We start from the raw sequence: 19,461 nt of genomic DNA, 5'->3' as shown, positions 1-19,461 counted from the left end.
ATGACTGAGCAACGCAGCGGCGAGGACATCGTGCTGGCCGAGGACCACGGCGCCGTCCGGGTACTGACCCTGAACAGGCCCGAGAAGCGCAATGCGATCGACCTCGCGCTGCGGGTGGTGCTCGCGGAGATGCTGGAGTCCGCGATGGCCGACGACACCGTACGGGCGATCGTGCTGACCGGCAGTGGCGGCACCTTCTGTTCGGGCGGGGACATCTCCACGATGCGTCGGCAGAGTCCCGAGGAGACCCGTCCCAGGGCCGAGGCGGCCCAGCGGGTGATCCGGGCCATCTGGGAAGGGCCCACACCGGTGGTGGCGGCCGTCGAGGGTTTCGCGTACGGCGCGGGGGCGGCGCTCGCGCTGGCCTGCGACCGGGTGGTCGCCGCGACCGACGCGTCGTTCAGCACGGCGTTCACCGGCGTCGGCCTCGCCGGTGACATGGGGATCACCGTGTCCCTGCCGGCCAGGACCGGTCCGGCCGCCGCCCGGCAGCTGCTCCTGCTGCCCCGCCCGGTCCAGGGCCCGGAAGCGCTCACCCTCGGCCTCGCCGACGTACTGACCGAGCCCGGGGCCGCGTTGGACCGGGCGCTCGCCGACGCCGAACGCATCGCCGAGGGCCCGCCCCTCGCGCTCTCCGCTCTGCGGGCGATGCTCGGCGTCGGCGCCGGGGGCGATCCGCGCGCGGCACTCGACCACGAGGTCGAGCACCAGGTCCGGCTCTTCGACTCGGCGGACTTCGCCGAAGGCGTCGCCGCTTTCCGCGAACGGCGCCGCCCCGAGTTCAAGGGATGCTGAACATGACAGAACCACTGGTGTCCTCACTGTGGCCGAGGGACGAGAGTGTGCCCCTGGTCGACCACACCGTCGGTTCCCTGCTGGCGGAACGGGCCGTGACCCACGCCGACGCCACGGCCCTGGCAGGTGTCGCGCACGGCGGTGGTGCGGAACGGCGGCTGACCTACGGGCAGCTGTACACCGAGGCCCGGCGGGTGGCCGCTGCCCTGCTGAGGCTGGCCGAGCCGGGGGAGTTCGTCGCCCTGTGGGCGCCGAACGTCGTCGAGTGGCCGATCGTCCAGTACGGCGCGGCGCTGGCGGGAGTGACCCTGGTCGCCCTCAACCCCGTACTGCGGCCCGAGGAACTCGTCCATGCCCTCAACCACTCCGGAGCCGTCGCGCTGCTGCATGCGGACGTGAGCCGCGACTACGACCTCGCGGCCGTCGCCGCGGCCGTCCGGCCCCGGTGCGCCGGGCTGCGGCAGGTGGTCTCGCTCGCCGAACACGACCGGTGGAACGCCGAGCCGCGGGATCTGCCGGACGCGCCTGTCCAGGACCCCGGTGCACCGGTGATGCTCCAGTACACCTCGGGCACCACTGGCCTGCCCAAGGGCGTGCTGCTGAGCCATCGGTCTCTGGTCAACGTCGCGCGACTGAACCTGGAGACGGTTCAGGCCGAGCCGGGCGCGGTGCACGTCAGCCCGCTGCCGATGTTCCACACGGCCGGGTGCGTGGTCGCCACCCTCGGCACCCTGTGGCTGGGAGGCTGCCTCGTACTGGTCGAGCAGTTCCGGCCCGGCCCGGTACTGGAGTCGATGCGCGAGGAACGGGCCTCCCTCCTGTTCTGCGTGCCCGCCATGCTGTCCGCCCTGAACGAGACCGCTCGGGAGACGGGTGGTCCGGCCCCCGCCCTGCGCAAGGTCCTCGTGGGCGGCGCCAATGTGCCCGCACCCCTGATCGAGGCGACTCGGGAACGGTTCGGCGCCCGCGTGCACAACCTGTACGGCCAGACGGAACTGGGCCCCACCCTGACCGCCACCCGGGTCACGGACGACGACAGGGACGTCAGGGACACCGTGGGGCGGCCGCTGCCACAGGTGGAGTGCAAGATCGTCCACCCGGTGACCGGCCAGGTGCAGCCGCTCGGTACGCCGGGTGAGATCTGCGCCCGCGGCTACCAGCAGATGATCGGGTACCTGCACGATCCGGAGGCGACCGCGCGCACGGTCGACGTTGAGGGCTGGGTGCACACCGGTGATCTCGGCGCCATGGACGCGCGCGGGGTGATCACCATCACCGGACGGCTGAAGGACCTGATCATCCGCGGTGGCGAGAACATCGCGCCGGCCGAGATAGAGACCTGCCTGCTGGGGCACGAGGCCGTGCTGGAGGCCGCCGTGGTGGCCCTGCCGGACGAGAGGTGGGGCGAGGCCGTGGCAGCGGTCGTACGTCTTCGAGGACAGGTGTACGACGGCCTGCACGATGCCCTGGTCGAGCACTGCCGCGGCCGCCTGGCCAAGTACAAGGTCCCGCAGTACTGGTACGTCGCCGACGAGATGCCGGTCACTCCGGCCGGCAAGGTGCGCAAGTTCAAGCTCCGTGAGGCCGCCGCCGCGGGGATCCTGCGCCGACTGGGGTGAGCCCCGTGAACCGGTGGTTGCCTATCTCCGCCCTCGTCATTTAATCTAACGTCAATTAGAAAAAGGAGGTGTTTCGTGACCTCGGAAATCGAGCGGCGCCGCGAGCACCTGAGTGCCCGGTTCCCGCGCTGGACCCCACGCACCCTCGACGACTGGCTCGACCACTGCGCCGCGCGGTACGGAGACCGCCCCTTCGTCATCACGGACGAGCGGACCATCGGCTATGCCGAGACGGCCGAGTGGGCCGCCCGCCTCGCGGACGGTCTTGCCGCGCTCGGTGTGCGCCCCGGCGACCGGGTGGGGCTGCTGATGGCGAACTTCCTGGAGTTCGCCCCGCTGAAGTTCGCCGTCGCCCGTACCGGTGCCGTGGCGATCCCGTTCAACTACCTCTACCGCCAGGAGGAACTGGCCTACGTCCTGGCCCAGTCCGAGTGCTCCGTCCTGATCTCCATGACCGCGTTCGGTGACCTCGACTACCAGAGCATGCTTGACGCCGTCGCACCCGGCTGGGACACCGGCGCGGCGACCGCGCTGCCTCACCTGCGGCAGGTCGTCCTGCTGCCCACCGAGGGCACCGAGCCGCGCGACGGCGTGCCGACCGTGGCCTCGCTCGCGGACTTCGGCGACCGCCACCGAGGGGAGTGCCCCGCAGGAGCGGCCCGGCCGGACGAGATCGGGGACCTGCTCTACACCTCCGGCACCACCGGCTCGCCCAAGGGTGTCCTCGTCACCCATGACTCCGTGCTGCGGACCGCCTACGCCTCGGCCTTGACCAGGGCGTTCCAGGACGGCCGAAGGATCCTGTTCTCGCTGCCCTGCTACCACATGTTCGGCTACGTCGAGGGGATGCTCGCCGCGATGACGGTCGGCGGCGCGATCGTCCCGCAGACCGCCTTCGACCCGGTCGCATACCTCGCCGGGATCCAGCGGCACCGCGCCACCGACATCCTCTGCGTGCCCACGATGACCGTGGCCCTGCTGGAACACCCCGCACGCGAGGACCACGACCTCTCCTCGCTCACCGCGCTGCTGTCCGGCGCGGCCCCGGCCCCGGTCTGGCTCTGGAAACGGGTGCGTGCGGAACTCGGCGTGGAGGAGATCACCACGGGATACGGCATGACCGAGTGCGGCGGAGCGATGACGTTCACCCTTCCCGAAGATCCGCTGGCGCGGCACGCCGGCACCGTCGGCAGACCCAAGATGGCCGGCCCGGCCGGACTGTCCGACGGCACGCTCGCCACGTACAAGGTGATCGACCCGCTCACCGGAGAGGATCTTCCTCCCGGAGCCGAGGGCGAACTGGTCTCCCGAGGCCCGACGCACATGCGGGGCTTCTGGAAGAAACCCGAGGAGACCGCGAAGGCCCTGCGGGACGGCTGGGTGCACTCCGGCGACCTGGGCCGGGTGCGGGACGACGGATACCTCGAAGTCACCGGCCGCACAAAGGAGTTGTACAAGAGCGGCGGCGAACTGGTCATGCCCAAGGAGATTGAGGACCTGCTCACCGCCCACCCCGCGATCAGCCAGGTCTACCTGGTGGGCGTGCCCGACGAACGATGGGGCGACGCCGGCTGCGCCTGTGTGGTCCGTGCTCCCGGCGCGGACCTCTCCGCCGCGGATGTCGTCGCGCTGTGCAAGCAGCGGCTCGCACGGTTCAAGGTCCCCAAGCACGTGCTGTTCCTGGACGCCGCCGAACTGCCCACCACCCCCACCGGCAAGGTGCAGAAGTTCCGGCTGGCGCAGTACGCCCAGAAGCGAATCGAGGATGGCGAAGCATGACGGCCACGCTGCCGGAGACGGCACACGAGCAGACGGACAAGCCGGAGACGGCACACCAGCAGACGGACAAGTACGCACGGCTGATCCAGCCGACCAGGGTGCACGGATCGCTCTACACCGATCCGGAGATCTTCGCCGAAGAACTGGAGCGCATCTGGTACCGCACCTGGGTCTACGTCGGGCACGAGAGCGAGGTACGTCGACCGGGCGACTACGTACGCAAGAACATCGGGCCGCAGGACGTCGTCATGACCCGGGACCGCGACGGCGAGGTGCACCTGCTGCTCAACCGCTGCGCCCACCGCGGCAACTTGGTGTGCGACGCGCCGAGCGGCAACTCCAACTCCTTCCGCTGCCCCTACCACGGCTGGACGTACCGCAACAACGGCGACCTGCTGGGCTATCCCTACAACAAGGGCTACGGCGGCAAGGGCAAGCTCGCCCTCGGCCTCGGCCGGCTCCCCAGGGTCGCCTCTTACCAGGGCTTCGTCTTCGGCAGCTTCGCATCCGACGGTCCGACGCTCACCGAACACCTCGGCGCCGCCGCCGGAGAACTGGACCGTCTCGCACGGCTCTCCCCGGAGGGCGAGGTCGAACTCACCGCCGGCTGGCTCAAGCACCGCACGCGCGCCAACTGGAAGCTCCTCGCGGAGAACGAGACGGACGGCTACCACCCGCAGTTCGTGCACGGCTCCATCTTCAGCGTCACCGGCAGCCCGATCGGCGCCCTGTACAGCGACAACTCCACGGCCGTGACCCGCGACCTGGGCGGCGGCCACAGCGAGAACGACCTGCGCCCGGAGTTCCGCCGTTTCGGCGAGCCGATGCGCTGGTTCGGCACCACCGAGGACCGGGTGCCCCAGTACGTGGCGCGCATGAGGGAACTCCACGGCCCCGCCGCCGAGGAGATCCTCGTCGAGGGCTCCCCGCACGTGATGATCTTCCCCAACCTCTTCATCGCCGAGATCCAGCTCTTCGTCATCCAGCCGCTGGCGGCCGGCGAGTGCGTCCAGCACGCCACCGCCATCCAGCTCAGGGGCGCCCCCGAACTCAACCGGCGCATGGTGTCGCAATGCGTCGGCTCGGCCGGGCCGGCCGGGATGCTGCTCGCCGACGACACCGAGATGTACGAGCGCAACCAGCGCGGCGTCGCCCTGCGCGAGCCGGAATGGGTCGACATCCGGCGCGGAGTGGAGCGGGAACGCACCGACGACAACGGATTCCGTATCGGCACCGCGACCGACGAGACGGGCATGCGGGGCTTCTGGTCGCACTACCGGAACCTGATGGAGGCTAAGAAGTGACCGCACCGGCCACCACCGACGACACCGCACTCGACCTGCGCCAGGTGGAGCAGTTCCTGTACCGCGAGGCCCGTTACGCGGACGAGCACGAGTACGACGCGTGGGAGGCGCTGTGGACCGACGACGCCCTTTACTGGGTGCCCGCGGGCGCCCCGGACGGTGACCCCGTACAGCAGATGTCGGTGATCAGCGACAACCGCAGTCGTATCGCCACCCGGCTGGGGCAGCTCAGGACCGGCAAGCGGTACGCCCAGTCACCCCCCTCCCACCTGCGCCGGATCGTCTCCAACGTGGAGATCCTCGACGACGACGAGGACGCCGCCGGTCCGGGCCGGGAGCCCGGAGACCTGACCGTCGGCGCCAACTTCGTGCTGGTCGAGTCCCGCGAGCGCGGCAAGGAGATCTGGGCCGGGCGCACCACGTACCGGCTGCGTCTCGTCGACGGACGGCTGCGGCTGGCGTACAAGAAGGTCGTCCTGGTCGACCACGACCGTGCGCTGCCCACCCTGTCCTTCCTGATCTGAGGGCGGCACCGATGAACGGGAACGAGATCGTGGGCAGCGAGTTCGCCGAGGTCGCGGTGAGCGTGGACACCACCGCCAACGGTCCCCGGCTCCGGCTGGAGGACCGGCGCACCGGGCGGGTCAGACACCTGGACGCGCTCGAACTGGAAGCCCTGGTGTGGCTCCCCGACGGACACCTGTCCAGGCTGCTCGACCCCTCGTCGGACCGCTGGCGCGAAGACGCCGGCAGCTGACGGGCCGGCACATGGATGTCATCGCACCCGACGAACTCGACCTGTCCCGCTACGTCCGGGCGGGCGACACCGTTGCCTGGGGCCAGGCGTGCGCCGAGCCGCTGACCCTGACCGAGCGGCTGATGCGTCAGCGCGCCGGGATCGGGCCCTTCAGATGCTTCCTCGGGATCCCGGCCACCGACACCGTGCGGCCGGACCACGCGGACATGGTCTCCTTCGTCTCCTACACCGGCAGCGGCGGCAACCGGGCCCTGCACCGGGCGGGGAAGCTGGACGTGCTCCCCGTCCCCTATTCCAGCCTCCCCGGTCTGCTCACCACGGGCTCCGTCCGCGCCGACGTGGTGCTTCTCCAGCTCCCTCCGGCGGACGAGCACGGCCGCCACAGCCTGGGGCTGGCCGACGACTACCTGAGCGCGGCCCTGCACACCGCGCGGGTGGTGATCGCGGAGGTCAACGACCAGGTCCCGCAGACCTGTGGCTCCCGCACGCTGGGCGCCGCCGACCTCGACGTCGTGATCCACACGTCCCGCCCGCCCGCCGAGGTCCGGCCCGCCGTATCCGACGGCGTCACCGCACAGGTGGCGGCCCGCGTGGCCGGCCTGGTGGAGGACGGGGCCACGCTCCAGTTCGGCGTCGGCGGGCTTCCGGAGGCCGTGCTCGGGCTGCTGACGGACCGCCGTGACCTGGGCATCCACTCCGGCCTGATCAACGACGCGGCCATGGACCTGATCGAGACGGGAGTGGTGACGGGCGCCCGCAAGACACTCGACCGTGGCCGCTCGGTCGGCGGCCTGCTGATGGGTACCCGGCGGCTGTTCCGCTACGCCCACCGCAACCCCGCGATCCAGCTGCGCGACACCGCCTACACCCACGACCCGCGGACGCTGGCCGCCCAGCACCGGCTGGTCGCCATCAACTCGGCCATCGAGGTGGACCTCAGCGGTCAGGTCAACTCCGAGCTGGTCAGGGGGAGTTACGTCGGTGCGGTCGGCGGTGCCGGCGACTTCCTGCGCGGAGCCGCCCAGTCACCGGGCGGTCTGCCCGTCGTCGCCCTGCCCTCCACCGCCGGTACCGCCAGCCGCATCGTGGCCCGGCTGTCCGGCCCGGTCAGCACCTCCCGCAGCGACGCGGGACTCTTCGTCACCGAGTACGGCGTCGCCGACCTGCGCGGACAGCCGCTGAGCGTACGCCGTGAACGCATGCTCGCCATCGCCCACCCCGACCACCGAGCGGCGCTGGAAGCCGCGCTCGAAGAGCAAGGAGCCCCGGCATGACAGCCCTGCGCCGCGCCGCGATCGTCACACCGCTGCGCACCCCCGTCGGCACCTTCGGCGGCACCCTGCGCCCCGTACCCGCGCACGACCTGGCCGCCACCGTCATCAAGGCCGTGGTCGAGCGCTCCGGTGTCGACCCGCACCGTATCGACGATGTCGTCTTCGCCCAGTCGTACGCCAACTCCGAGGCCCCGTGCATCGGCCGCTGGGCCGCCCTCCGGGCCGGTCTGCCGGTCGAGGTGCCCGGCTTCCAGCTCGACCGGCGCTGCGGCGGCGGACTCCAGGCCGTGGTCACCGCCGCGATGACGGTCCAGACCGGAGCCGCCGACGTGGTCCTGGCGGGCGGCGTGGAGAGCATGAGCAACATCGAGCACTACTCCCCGGACGTCCGCTGGGGCAGCCGCTCCGGCACCGTACAGCTCTACGACCGCCTCGACCGGGGCCGGGAACGCTCGCAGCCGCAGGAGCGGTTCGGCCCGATCAGCGGAATGATCGAGACGGCCGAGAACCTCGCCGAGCGCTACGCCATCACCCGCGAGGAGGCCGACGCGTACGCGGCTCGCAGTCACCGTCGGGCCGCCGAAGCCCAGGACGCCGGACGCTTCGCCGACGAGATCGTGCCGGTCGACCTCCCTCGCCGACGGCCCGGGGACCCCCTGTCGTGCCACCGGGACGAGGGCATTCGCCCCGGCACCACCGAAGAGATCCTCGCCGGACTGCGTCCGTTGACGCCCGGCGGAACCGTCACCGCGGGCAACTCCAGCCAGCAGAACGACGCCGCCGCGGCCTGTCTCGTGGTCGCCGAGGACAAGCTCGGCGAACTCGGCCTGGAACCCATGGGTTTCCTGCGCGGCTGGGCGGCTGCCGGCTGCGAGCCCTCGGTCATGGGCATCGGCCCGGTGCCGGCGGTCGCCAAACTGTTCGCCCGGACCGGGCTGGGCTTCGACGACCTCGACCTCGTCGAGCTGAACGAGGCGTTCGCCTGCCAGGTGCTCGCCGTCGTGAAGGAGTGGGGATTCAAGTACGACGAGGACGACGACCGGCTCAACGTCAACGGCTCCGGCATCTCGCTCGGCCACCCCATCGCCGCCACAGGGGTACGCGTCCTCGCCACCATGCTGCACGAACTGCGGCGCCGCGGCGGCCGGTACGCCCTCGAGACCATGTGCATCGGCGGCGGCCAGGGCATGGCCGCGATCTTCGAGGCGGCGTGACCACCATGACGACCACCATGCCCCGCAGCCCCTACGGCATCGTCTCCTACGCCACCTACCTTCCCCGGCACCGCGTCATGCGCGACGAACTGGGCACCGCCCTCGGCGTCCGGGCGGGCCGCGGTGCACGTGTCGCCGCCTCCTTCGACGAGGACAGCACCACCATGGGCGTCGAGGCCGCCCGCCGTCTGCGGCCCGCCCCGCCCGCACCGGCGTCGCTGTACTTCGCGACCACCTCTCCCGCCTACCTCGACAAGACCAACGCCTGCGCCCTGCACGCCGCACTCGGCCTGCCGGGCGACACCTTCGCGGCGGACCTGGCTGGCTCCGCGCGCTCCGGGATCGCCGCGCTGCGCGCCGCCGGGCTCGACGGCGGTCTCGCCGTACTGTCCGACGTCCGCACCGGGCGCCCCGGCTCGGCCGACGAGCGGGACGGGGGAGACGGCGCGGCGGCCTTCCTCTTCGGCGCGGCGGACGCGGCGGTCGCCGAGATCCTCGCCCACACCTCGGCCACCGCCGAGTTCCTCGACCGCTGGCGCACCCCGGGGAGCCCGTCCGGCGAGCAGTGGGAGGAACGGTTCGGCCTGGGACGCTACCTGCCGCTGATAGAGGACACCGGACAGCGTGCTCTGAAAGCCGCCGGCACCGGACAGCCCGACCACGTGCTGCTCGTCTCGCCGAACGCGGCCGTCCGCAAGCGCGCCCCCAAGGTCTTCCCCGCACGCCTGTCGGCGAGCGGCTCACCCCTCGGGCATTCCGGAGCGGCCGACGCCGGGCTCGCCCTGGCCGACGTCCTCGACCGCGCCGGCGCCGACGAGACCATCCTGCTGCTCTCCGCCGCCGACGGCTGCGACGCCCTCCTGCTGCGGACCACCGACCGCCTCCCTTCGGCCAGGCAGCACGATCCCCTCGCCCGGCAACTCGCCGAGGGCCGGCCCGTCCCGTACCCGACGTATCTGACCTGGCGCGGATGGCTGGAGCGGGAGCCGCCGCGCAGGCCCGAACCGGATCGGCCGGCAGGACCGCCGTCGGCACGCGGGGAGGGGTGGAAGTTCGGGTTCACCGGCAGCCGCTGCGAGAGCTGCGGCTTCGTCCACCTGCCGCCCGCCCGGGTGTGCAAGGACTGCGGCGCGGTGGACGCGATGGCGGCCCTGCCGCTGGCCGGGACGACCGGCACGGTGGCGACGTACACCGTCGACCGGCTCGCCCACACGCCCTCGCCCCCGCTGATCGACGCGGTGGTCGACTTCGACGGCGGCGGGCGCTGCACGCTGGAGATCGCCGACACGGTGGCCGACGAACTCGACGTGGGTGTACGGGTCGAGCCGGTCTTCCGGCGGCTGCACACCGCGGGCGGCGTGCACAACTACTTCTGGAAGGCCCGTACGACGGCCGGTACGACGGCCGGTACGACGGCCTCCGCTGCGGCGGACACGAGTGAGCGGGAGGGCACGGTATGAGCAGCAACGGGATCCGCGACAGGGTCGCGGTGGTCGGCATGGGGTGCACCTCCTTCGGCGAGCACTGGGAGCGTTCGGCGGACGACCTCCTCATCGACGCGACCCAGGAGTGCTTCGCGGGGACACCGGCCCTGGCGGCCGAGGACGTGGACGCCTACTGGCTGGGCACCCTCGGCTCCGGACAGTCCGGCCTCACGCTCAGCCGCCCGCTGGCCCTGGACCACAAGCCCGTCACCCGGGTCGAGAACTACTGCGCCACCGGATCGGAGGCCTTCCGCAACGCCTGCTACGCGGTCGCCTCCGGGGCGTACGACCGGGTGATGGCCGTCGGTGTGGAGAAGCTGAAGGACTCCGGCTTCTCCGGGCTGCTGCGTTCCGACCCGCCGGGCGACGGCACGGCGCCCGAGCTGTCACTGACCGCGCCGGCCGCCTTCTCCCTGCTCGATCCGGCGTACTGCGCACGGTACGGGGTGGATCCGGCCGCGATGCGGGAGGCGATGACGCACGTCGCGTGGAAGAACCACGCCAACGGCGCCCGCAACCCCAAGGCCCAGTTCCGCTCCGTGGTCGCCAAGGAGACGATCGAGCGGGCGCCGCTGGTGGCCGGACGGCTCGGGGTCTTCGACTGCTCCGGGGTCTCCGACGGCGCCGCCTGCGCCCTGATCGTCCGGGCCGAGGACGCCCTGCGCTACACGGACCGGCCTATGTACGTGAAGGGTCTGTCCCTGGTCGCGGGGGCCGTCAGGGGAGCGATGGACCCCGGCTACGACTACACCACCTTCCCGGAGGTGGTCCACGCCGCCGCCGACGCCTACCGGCAGGCGGGCGTCACCGACCCGGGCACGCAGATATCGCTCGCCGAGGTGCACGACTGCTTCACCCCGACCGAGGTGGTGCTGATGGAGGACCTGGGGTTCGCCGAGCGCGGCCAGGCGTGGAAGGACGTCCTGGACGGGGCCTTCGAACTGGACGGCCGGCTGCCCGTGAACCCCGACGGCGGGCTGAAGTCCTTCGGTCATCCCGTCGGGGCCAGCGGCCTGCGGATGCTGTACGAGTGCTGGCTGCAGTTCCGCGGTGAAGCGGGCGAGCGCCAGCTGACGGATCCGCGTCTCGGCCTCACCCACAACCTGGGCGGGCGGCCGGGCGGATGTGTCTCGTTCGTCTCGGTCGTGGGTCCCGACCCGGGGTGACCGGTCCCGCCCGGCGAAGGGGCGTTGACCCGGAGTCGGAATTTTATTTATATTAGATTCGAAACTGGAGGCTGTGAGCGTGCGACACGATGGGAAAGAGGCGGTGGCGGCCGAGCTCTACCGGGCATTGGCCCACGGAGACCGCGAGCGGCTCGACCGGATCCTGCATCCCGGGTTCGAGGGCCGGACCACCGAAGGACTCCCGCTGGGACTGGGCGGGACGTACACCGGAAGCGACGCCATGCGCCGCGGGTTCTGGGGCCGGATCGCCAGGAGCTACGACGCCCGGGCGGAACCCGCCGGTTTCCGCCACCTCGAAGACGGCGACCTCCTGGTCACCGGCCGGTACGTGGGCGAGGCGCGACAAGGCGGCGGCAAGCTCGACGCGGAGTTCTCCCACCTCCTGAGCTTCGAGGGTGAGCGGATCACCGGCCTCGTCCAACTGACGGACAGCGCACGCTGGTCCGAGGCCCTGGGGGCCGGCCGGGCCCTGTCGACCGTGGATTTCCGCGTCACCGACGGACTCGCCGAGCTCCGGCTCGACCGCCCGCACGCCCGCAACGCCCTCGACCAGGCCATGGCCGACGACCTGTACGAGGTCGCCCAGCAACTGGCCGCCGATCCGGACGTGCGGGCGGTACTGATCACGGGCGACGGTCCCGCCTTCACCGTGGGCGGCGACATCACCTACTTCGCGGACAACGCCGACGCCGGGCTGCCGGGCACGTTGCGCAGGATGATCTCGCCGTACCACGAGGCGCTTCGTCTGCTCAGCACGCTCGACGCGCCGATCGTGTGCGCCGCGCACGGCGCGGTCGCGGGCGGCGGGCTGGGGCTGCTGTACTGCGCCGACATCGTGCTGGCCGCCGAGGGCACCAAGTTCGCCTCCGGGTTCACGGCGCTCGGGCTGTCCGGTGACGGTGGCAACTCCTGGTTCCTGCCGAGGCTCGTGGGACCCCGCCGGGCAGCCGAGTTCTACTTCGAACAACGGGTGCTCGACGCTCATGAAGCCGTCGAATGGGGCCTGGCGACACGCGTGCTGCCGGCCGGTGAACTGGCCGAAGAGGCCCTCGCGGTCGCCCGGCGACTGGCCGGCGGTCCCACCCGCGCCCATGGCGAGATCCGCCGGCTGCTGCGCGAAACCTGGTCGGCCACGCTGGCCGAGCAGTTGGCGGCCGAGGGGGACGCGGTCGCCCGCACCGCCCGGACATCGGACGTCTCGGCGGCCGTCGCCGCCTTCATCGACAAGCGCAAGCCCACGTTCCAGGGACGGTAGCGATGACAGCACTGATCACGGACAGCGACGAACATCGGCTGATCCGGGAGAGCACCGCCAAGATCGCCGCCCGCTACGGGCACGCGTACTACAGCGAACGTGCCCGGACGGGCGCGGGCGTGGAGGAGCTGTGGAGCGAACTGGGGGAGGCCGGGCTACTGGGCGTCCACCTTCCCGAGGAGTACGGGGGCGGGGGCGCGGGTCTCGCCGAACTCGTCGTGGTCCTCGAGGAGTTGTCGGCCCATGGCATGCCGCTCCTCAGCAGCGTCATCTCACCCGCCATCTGCGGCTCGATCCTCGCTGCCCACGCCTCGCCGGAGATGAAACGGGCCTGGCTGCCGGACATCGCCACAGGCCGCCGGAGGATGGCGTTCGCCATCACCGAGCCGGACGCCGGATCCAACAGCCATGCCATCACCACCACCGCGCGCTCCGACGGCGAGGGGTGGCGTATCTCGGGCTCCAAGTACTTCATTTCCGCCCTGAACGAGGCGGACGCTGTGCTCGTCGTCACCCGGGACGGCGATCTCGCCCCCTCGGCGTCCGGACGCAGCCCGCTGTCCCTGTTCGTGGTTCCCCTCGACTCGCCCGGCCTGCAGTTCCAGCCCATCGAGACCGAACTGGTCTGCCCGGACAAACAGTTCACCCTGTTCTTCGACGACGTCCGGGTGGCCGGCGACGCCCTCATCGGGGAGCGCGGCAAGGGCCTGCGGCAGGTCTTCGCCGGCCTCAACCCCGAGCGCATCACCGCCTCGGCGCTCAGCAACGGCATCGGCCGCTACGCGGTGGGCAAGGCCCGCGACTACGCCCGCGAACGCACGGTGTGGTCCGCTCCGATCGGAGCTCACCAGGGCATCTCCCACCCCCTCGCCGAAGCGCACATCGGGGTCGAGCTCGCCCGGCTCGCCACCGCCCGCAGCGCGGAGCTGTTCGACGCCGGACAGGACGCCGCGGCAGCGGCCAACATCGCGAAATTCACCGCCGCCGAAGCCTCTCTCAAGGCCCTCGACCAAGCGATCCAGACCCATGGCGGCAACGGCCTGTCCCGCGAGTACGGCCTGGCCGACCTGTGGTTCGTCGCCCGCATGCTGCGCACCGCCCCGGTCAGCCGGGAGATGGTGCTCAACTTCGTGGCCCAGCACAGCCTCGGCCTGCCGAACTCGTACTGATCCCCCCATCCGAGCAACGAGGAGTACCCACATGGCAGGAGTACAGGACCGGGTCGTCGTGGTGACCGGCGCGGGCGGCGGGCTGGGGCGCGAGTACGCGCTGCTGTTGGCCCGGCACGGCGCCCGAGTCGTCGTCAACGACCTCGGTGGCGCGCGGGACGGCACCGGATCGGGCAACGCGATGGCCGACGCAGTCGTCGCCGAGATCCGGGCCGCGGGCGGCCAGGCGGTCGCCAGCTACGACAGCGTGGCCACCGAGGAGGGCGCAACCGGCGTGATCGGCACCGCCCTGCGGGAGTACGGGGCCGTGCACGGCGTGGTCAACAACGCGGGCATCCTGCGGGACGCCTCCTTCGCGAAGATGACGGTGGACCAGTGGGAGGCCGTGCAGCGCGTACACCTCTTCGGCGGGTACCACGTCACCCGCGCCGCCTGGCCGCACTTCCGCGAGCAGGGACACGGCCGGGTGGTCATGGCCACCTCCACCTCCGGGCTGTACGGCAACTTCGGACAGGCCAACTACGGCGCCGCCAAGCTCGGCCTGGTCGGCCTGGTCAACACGCTCGCGGTCGAGGGGCGCAAGTACAACATCCTCGCCAACGCGGTCGCACCGCTGGCCAGGACCCGGATGAGTGAGGACGCCGCCCCCGCCGAGCTCCTGGAGCGGCTGCCGGCCGAGTTCGTGGCACCCGTCGTCGCCCATCTGCTGACCGACGAATGCACCGACACCGGCACGGTGCTGATCGCCGGAGGCGACCGCGTCCAGCGGGTCGCGTACTTCGCCTCCAAGGGGGTGACCTTCGCCGGCACCCCGAGCCTGCAGGACGTCGCCGACCGCTGGTCCGACATCACCGACATGGACGGCTCCGCCGTCGGCACCAATCCGCTGGCCTGAGCCCGCAAAGGAGACAGCCTTCGTGAAATCCTTCGACGCCCTCGTCATCGGCGCCGGCGCGGGCGGCCTGTTCACCGCCGCCCGCCTGACCCACCACGGTTACCGCACCCTCGTGGTGGAACGCCTCGACCGTGTGGGCGGGCGCGCCTCCACCCACGACATCGACGGCTTCAAGGTCAACAACGGGGCCATCGTCATCGAGGTGGGCGGCATCACCGAGCAGACCTTCCAGGAGGTCGGCGCCAAGTTCGACGTCCGCCGGGCCAACCCGCCCATCCTGTACCGCATCGGCGGCAAGGACATCGACGTGACCGGCGGCGGCTGGGGCATGCTGCTGTCCAAGCTCACCCGCCAGGGCGCCAAGCTCCTCGGCGGCCTCGGTGCCGCGCGCGAGGACAGCGGCCTGCCCGACGCCGAACTGTCCACCGCCGACTGGATCCGCCGGTACACCAAGAACGAATCCGTGCACGGTGTCTTCCGCAACATGTGCGGATCGGTCTTCGCGGTGAGTTCCGAGGAACTGCCCGCCCGCGTCTTCCTCACCTACTTCACCCGCAAGAGCGCCTTCAAGAAGTTCGGGTTCTGCCCCGACGGCACCATCGGGATCTGGCGCGCGCTCGCCGACGTGGTCACCGCCGGCGGCGGTGAGGTCTGGCTGGACAGCGAGGTGCGCAGGCTGACGGTGGACGCCGGCCGGGTCACCGGCGCCCTCGTCGCCCGCGACGGCCAGGACACCGAGGTCGCCTGCCGGTTCGCGGTCAGCGACGTCGGGCCGTCCGCCACCGTGGCACTCGCCGGCGAGGAGCACTTCTCCGAGGAGTACCTGACCTCGGTACGGCGCGGCGACCGGCCCTGCGCGATGATCTCGGTCAACTTCGCCAGCCGGGAGCGCCTGGTCGAGGCCCCGGGTCTCCTCAGTTTCGCCAGGACCCGCCGCATGTGCTATGTCGCCAACTTCACCGCGACCTGCCCGGAGATGGCGCCGGAGGGCTGGCACCTCTACGTGGGTACGGCCGTCCCGCAGCCGGCTGTCGGTGACTTCGACGAGGCGGCCGAGACCGAGCTGCTCATGGCCGATCTCCGCGACCAGATCCCAGGTTTCGATCGCGCCCGGATCCTGTCCACCGTCGTCACCCGCGACGGCTGGCCCCCGCAACGTGCCGTGGCGGGCTTCGACCTCCCGAACACCACTCCCGTCCCCAATCTCTGGAACGTCGGCGACGCGGTCAAGGAGTACGCCAACGGCGGCACCACGGCCTGCGCGGAGACCGCGAAGCTCGTCGTCGAACAGATCCTGCGACACCACCCGGTCGGCGTCGCGGCCGAGCCGACCGGAGCCCCGAGGGAGCACTGATGAAGATCATCGTTGACCGTTCCAAGTGCACGGGTCTGGGCATCTGCGAGTCCCTGGCACCCGACGTGTTCGAAGTGAACGACGAGGGCGAACTCGTGCTGAAGACGCAGACCGTCCCTCCGGGGACCCTTTCCGACGTCGAGGAAGCCATCGCGGGCTGCCCGACCGAGGCACTCCGGCTGGAGCCCTGATGGGGACCCGCCGACTGGTCGTCGTCGGCGCGTCCCTGGCCGGGCTCCGGGCTGTCGAGGCCGCACGCAAAGGCGGCTTCGAGGGGCGCATCACCCTCGTCGGGGCCGAGCCGCACCTCCCGTACGACCGGCCCCCGCTCTCCAAGCAGTTCCTCGACGCGAACGGTGCGGACGTGCCACCGCCGACCTTCCGCACCGAGGAGGTGCTCCGCACCGACCTCGGCGCGGAACTCCTGCTCGGCGCCCCCGCCACGTGCCTGGACACCGCGGCCCGCACGGTCGTCGTCGGCGAGCGGCCCATCGGCTACGACGCCCTGGTCATCGCCACCGGCGCGATCGCCCGCCGGCTGCCCGGCACCGAGGGCCTGGCAGGCGTTCACACGCTGCGCACCCTGGACGACGCGACCGCCGTCCGACGTGCCCTCGACGCCGGGGCGCGGACCGTGGTGATCGGCGCCGGTTTCATCGGCGCCGAGACCGCGGCCGCCGCCAGGAAACGCGGGCTGGACGTCGTCGTGGTCGAGGCACAGGCGACGCCGCTGGTACGTGCTGTCGGCCAGGCCATGGGAGGCGCTCTCGCCTCCCTGCACCGGCGCCACGGCACCGATCTGCGGTGCGGGCTGAGCGTCACCGCGCTGGAGGGGGACGGCCGGGTCGAAAGGGTCCGGCTCTCCGACGGGAGCATGCTCGACGCCGACCTGGTCGTCGTCGGCGCCGGCGCGGTACCCGCCACCGACTGGCTGGTGGGTTCCGGCCTGACCCTGGACAACGGCGTGGTCTGCGACGAGACGCTCTTCACCGGAGCCGAAAGCGTGTATGCGGCGGGCGATGTCGCCCGCTGGCACAACCCTGTCTTCGACCGGCCCATGCGCCTGGAGCACTGGACCAGCGCGGCCGAACAGGGGGCCCTCGCCGCCCGCAACGCCCTGAACCCCGGGGCGGCGAAAGGCTACGCGACAGTGCCGTACTTCTGGTCCGACCAGTACGACACCCGTATCCAGTTCGTCGGCGTCCCCGACGCGGAGGAGATCGTCGTGACCGACGGCGACATCGAGCGCGACCACCAGGGCGTCGCCCTGTACCGCGCGGGGGACCGGCTGGTGGGGGCCCTGGCCGTCAACAGGCCCACCGAGATCATGAAATACCGGCGACTCGTCGCCCGGGGCGCCTCGTGGGAGGAAGGGCTCGCGTTCGCCCGGTCGCGGAGCAACTCCCGGCAGACCGCCGACGTATGAGAGGGAAGAAGATGGCAGACGGCCCGCTCGCGGGATGCAGGGTGCTGGAACTCGCGGGCATCGGCCCGGGCCCGTTCGCGGGCATGACCCTGGCGGACCTGGGCGCCGAGGTGGTCCGGGTCGACCGCCCAGGCGGCAGCGGGCTGTTCCCGGGCTTCGAGCACGTGGACGTCCTCAACCGGGGGAAGAAGTCGGTCCTGCTCGACCTGAAGCGACCGGACGCCGTGCGGGCCGTACTGGACATGGCGGCCCGGGCCGACGTCCTCATCGAGGGTTACCGTCCGGGAGTCGCCGAGCGGCTCGGTCTCGGCCCCGACGACTGCCTCGCCAGGAACCCGCGCCTGGTCTACGGCCGTATGACCGGCTGGGGCCAGGACGGGCCGCTGGCCCGACTGGCCGGGCACGACATCGGATACATCGCCCTGACGGGCGCCCTGCACGCCGTCGGCAGCGCCGGCGGCCCGCCGCAGATCCCGCTCAATCTCGTCGGCGACTTCGGTGGCGGCGGGACGTACCTCGTCATCGGAGTCCTGGCCGCCCTGCGTGAGGCCGAGCGCACCGGCCGGGGGCAGGTCGTGGACGCCGCCATCGTGGACGGCACGGCCCATCTGCTCGCCGGCACCCACATGATGCTGGCGACCGGAACGTGGCAGGACGAGCGCGGCGTGAACCTCCTGGACGGCGGAGCGCCGTTCTACGCGGTGTACGAGACCTCCGACGGCCGTCACATGGCGGTCGGCGCCCTGGAACCGAAGTTCTACGCGGAACTGCTCGCCGTTCTCGGACTCGACGAGGACCCCGCAGCCCAGCACGACCGCAGCGGTTGGCCGCGGCTGCGCGAGCGCCTCGCGGCGGCGTTCGCGAGCCGTACCCAGGACGAATGGGCCAAGGCGTTCTCCACGTCGGACGCGTGCGTGGCGCCGGTACTGAGCCTGCGCGAGGCGGCGGACCACCCGCACATCAGGGCCCGCGGCACACTCGTGGAACGCGACGGCGTCCTCCAGCCGGCGCCCGCACCCCGCTTCTCGGCGACGCCCACCGCTCTCGGCCCGCCCCCGCCGGTGCCGGGCCGGCACACCGCCGACGTCCTCGAGTCGTGGGAGGTCGAGGACGCCGAGGGCTTGCTGTCGTCGGGCGCCGCCGTGCAGGCCTGACCATTCGGCACGGTAATTCTCTAATTTACATTAGATTACGTTTTGGGGCGGGGAAGTCCCTGAGGCCCCTGCATGCGCCTCTCAGGCCGTTCGGCCCGCCGACGTGGCCGTCCGCCGGCCCCGGGAACCCCCTGACGGCCGCGTGCCGCCCTGTCCCTGCGTGTTGGGCACTTCCAGGCCGTGCCGCACCAGGGATTTCGCGGTGCGTACCACGACGTCCAGCGAGCCCTGGCGGGGATTCCACCACTCGTTCGCCCAGTTCAGGGCGCCCAGGACCAGCATGCGGGCGGCCCGGGGTTCGAGGTCGGCGCGGAGTTCACCCGCCTTCTGGGCGTCGTGAAGGAGCGTGCGCCAGATGTCTCCGTACTTGCGCTCCTCGGCGAGCTGCCGGGTCCGGATGTCCTCGGGGACCTGGCCCGCGTTGCGGATCGCGGCGGTGGCGAAGTCGGAGATGGCCAGCTGATAGCGCAGGTGTTCCTCCACGGCAGTGTCGATGCGGTCCATGGGGGTGGTGTCCGGCGGGAGCGCTTCGAGCGCCTCCGCCACATGCTCCCGCAGGCGGGCCACGCCGACCCACATGACCTCTTCGATTAGTACTTCCCGGGAGGAGAAGTAGTAGTAGATGGCGGGAGCCTGGATCTCCGCCTGTTCCGCCACGTCGCTCAGCCGTGTTCCGGCGTAACCCTTGCGGCTGAGGACGTGGGCCGCCGCGTCCAGGATGCGTTCGCGTGTGCGCGCCGACTTGGAGTCGGACGGATCGGCCGGCGGCTTACCCGCGGATTTTCTAGGCACGGG

The 19,461-nt window shown here is 71.5% G+C and carries 18 protein-coding genes; 17 read left to right on the top strand and 1 reads right to left on the bottom strand.

Translation table 11 applies throughout. The annotated features are described in order from the left end of the window. The 17 genes from AB0D34_RS20100 to AB0D34_RS20020 all read left to right on the top strand — a co-directional run bounded on the left by AB0D34_RS20100 (position 1) and on the right by AB0D34_RS20020 (position 18,666). Complete coding sequence (locus tag AB0D34_RS20100) at positions 1-795, top strand: enoyl-CoA hydratase-related protein (RefSeq protein WP_362663177.1); 795 nt, start codon at positions 1-3, stop codon at positions 793-795. A 2-nt stretch (positions 796-797) separates the two neighbouring features. Next, complete coding sequence (locus AB0D34_RS20095; RefSeq protein WP_362663175.1) at positions 798-2,414, top strand: AMP-binding protein; 1,617 nt, start codon at positions 798-800, stop codon at positions 2,412-2,414. A 75-nt stretch (positions 2,415-2,489) separates the two neighbouring features. Then, entirely contained in the window at positions 2,490-4,193 is a 1,704-nt protein-coding gene (locus AB0D34_RS20090) for an AMP-binding protein (RefSeq protein WP_362663173.1), read from the top strand. Continuing rightward, entirely contained in the window at positions 4,190-5,497 is a 1,308-nt protein-coding gene (locus AB0D34_RS20085) for an aromatic ring-hydroxylating dioxygenase subunit alpha (protein WP_362663171.1), read from the top strand. The genes AB0D34_RS20090 and AB0D34_RS20085 overlap by 4 nt, the downstream gene beginning before the upstream one ends. Further along, the gene (locus AB0D34_RS20080; RefSeq protein ID WP_362663169.1) at positions 5,494-6,021 is read left to right on the top strand and encodes an aromatic-ring-hydroxylating dioxygenase subunit beta; all 528 of its coding nucleotides are present in this window, start codon (positions 5,494-5,496) and stop codon (positions 6,019-6,021) included. Before AB0D34_RS20085 ends, AB0D34_RS20080 begins: the two co-directional genes overlap by 4 nt. Before the next feature lie 11 nt (positions 6,022-6,032). Next, positions 6,033-6,254 carry a hypothetical protein gene (locus tag AB0D34_RS20075; protein WP_362663167.1) on the top strand — a complete coding sequence of 74 codons (222 nt, stop codon included), beginning with the start codon at positions 6,033-6,035 and terminating at the stop codon, positions 6,252-6,254. Between the two features lie 11 nt (positions 6,255-6,265). Continuing rightward, the gene (locus AB0D34_RS20070; protein ID WP_362663165.1) at positions 6,266-7,528 is read left to right on the top strand and encodes an acetyl-CoA hydrolase/transferase C-terminal domain-containing protein; all 1,263 of its coding nucleotides are present in this window, start codon (positions 6,266-6,268) and stop codon (positions 7,526-7,528) included. Further along, on the top strand, positions 7,525-8,742 hold the full coding sequence (locus AB0D34_RS20065) for an acetyl-CoA C-acetyltransferase (protein WP_362663163.1): 1,218 nt from the start codon (positions 7,525-7,527) through the stop codon (positions 8,740-8,742). Before AB0D34_RS20070 ends, AB0D34_RS20065 begins: the two co-directional genes overlap by 4 nt. 5 nt (positions 8,743-8,747) lie before the next feature. Next, on the top strand, positions 8,748-10,202 hold the full coding sequence (locus AB0D34_RS20060; RefSeq protein WP_362663161.1) for an OB-fold domain-containing protein: 1,455 nt from the start codon (positions 8,748-8,750) through the stop codon (positions 10,200-10,202). After that, positions 10,199-11,392, top strand: a complete 1,194-nt coding sequence (locus AB0D34_RS20055; RefSeq protein WP_362663160.1) for an acetyl-CoA acetyltransferase — start codon at positions 10,199-10,201, stop codon at positions 11,390-11,392. The genes AB0D34_RS20060 and AB0D34_RS20055 overlap by 4 nt, the downstream gene beginning before the upstream one ends. Before the next feature lie 73 nt (positions 11,393-11,465). Continuing rightward, complete coding sequence (locus tag AB0D34_RS20050; RefSeq protein WP_362663158.1) at positions 11,466-12,668, top strand: enoyl-CoA hydratase-related protein; 1,203 nt, start codon at positions 11,466-11,468, stop codon at positions 12,666-12,668. Between the two features lie 2 nt (positions 12,669-12,670). Beyond that, positions 12,671-13,837: an acyl-CoA dehydrogenase gene (locus tag AB0D34_RS20045; protein ID WP_362663156.1), complete on the top strand. Its 1,167-nt coding sequence runs from the start codon at positions 12,671-12,673 to the stop codon at positions 13,835-13,837. Between the two features lie 31 nt (positions 13,838-13,868). Beyond that, a complete protein-coding gene (locus tag AB0D34_RS20040; protein WP_362663154.1) occupies positions 13,869-14,732 on the top strand; it encodes an SDR family NAD(P)-dependent oxidoreductase in 864 nt (287 codons plus the stop codon). Between the two features lie 22 nt (positions 14,733-14,754). Then, positions 14,755-16,086 carry an NAD(P)/FAD-dependent oxidoreductase gene (locus AB0D34_RS20035; protein WP_362663152.1) on the top strand — a complete coding sequence of 444 codons (1,332 nt, stop codon included), beginning with the start codon at positions 14,755-14,757 and terminating at the stop codon, positions 16,084-16,086. Further along, positions 16,086-16,277, top strand: a complete 192-nt coding sequence (locus tag AB0D34_RS20030; protein WP_359035494.1) for a ferredoxin — start codon at positions 16,086-16,088, stop codon at positions 16,275-16,277. The genes AB0D34_RS20035 and AB0D34_RS20030 overlap by 1 nt, the downstream gene beginning before the upstream one ends. Further along, complete coding sequence (locus tag AB0D34_RS20025; protein ID WP_362663150.1) at positions 16,277-17,512, top strand: FAD-dependent oxidoreductase; 1,236 nt, start codon at positions 16,277-16,279, stop codon at positions 17,510-17,512. The genes AB0D34_RS20030 and AB0D34_RS20025 overlap by 1 nt, the downstream gene beginning before the upstream one ends. A gap of 11 nt (positions 17,513-17,523) precedes the next feature. After that, positions 17,524-18,666 carry a CaiB/BaiF CoA-transferase family protein gene (locus AB0D34_RS20020; protein ID WP_362663148.1) on the top strand — a complete coding sequence of 381 codons (1,143 nt, stop codon included), beginning with the start codon at positions 17,524-17,526 and terminating at the stop codon, positions 18,664-18,666. Positions 18,667-18,747: 81 nt separating this feature from the next. On the opposite strand, the gene AB0D34_RS20015 is transcribed toward AB0D34_RS20020, so the two are convergent. Next, complete coding sequence (locus tag AB0D34_RS20015) at positions 18,748-19,458, bottom strand: TetR/AcrR family transcriptional regulator (protein ID WP_362663146.1); 711 nt, start codon at positions 19,456-19,458, stop codon at positions 18,748-18,750. Between the last annotated feature and the right edge of the window lie 3 nt (positions 19,459-19,461).

Origin of the sequence: Streptomyces sp. NPDC048420 (assembly GCF_040651535.1) — a bacterium.
GTDB lineage: Bacteria > Actinomycetota > Actinomycetes > Streptomycetales > Streptomycetaceae > Streptomyces.
The sequence above is the reverse complement of the archived record's forward strand: the minus strand, read 5'-3'. Positions and strand labels throughout refer to the sequence as shown.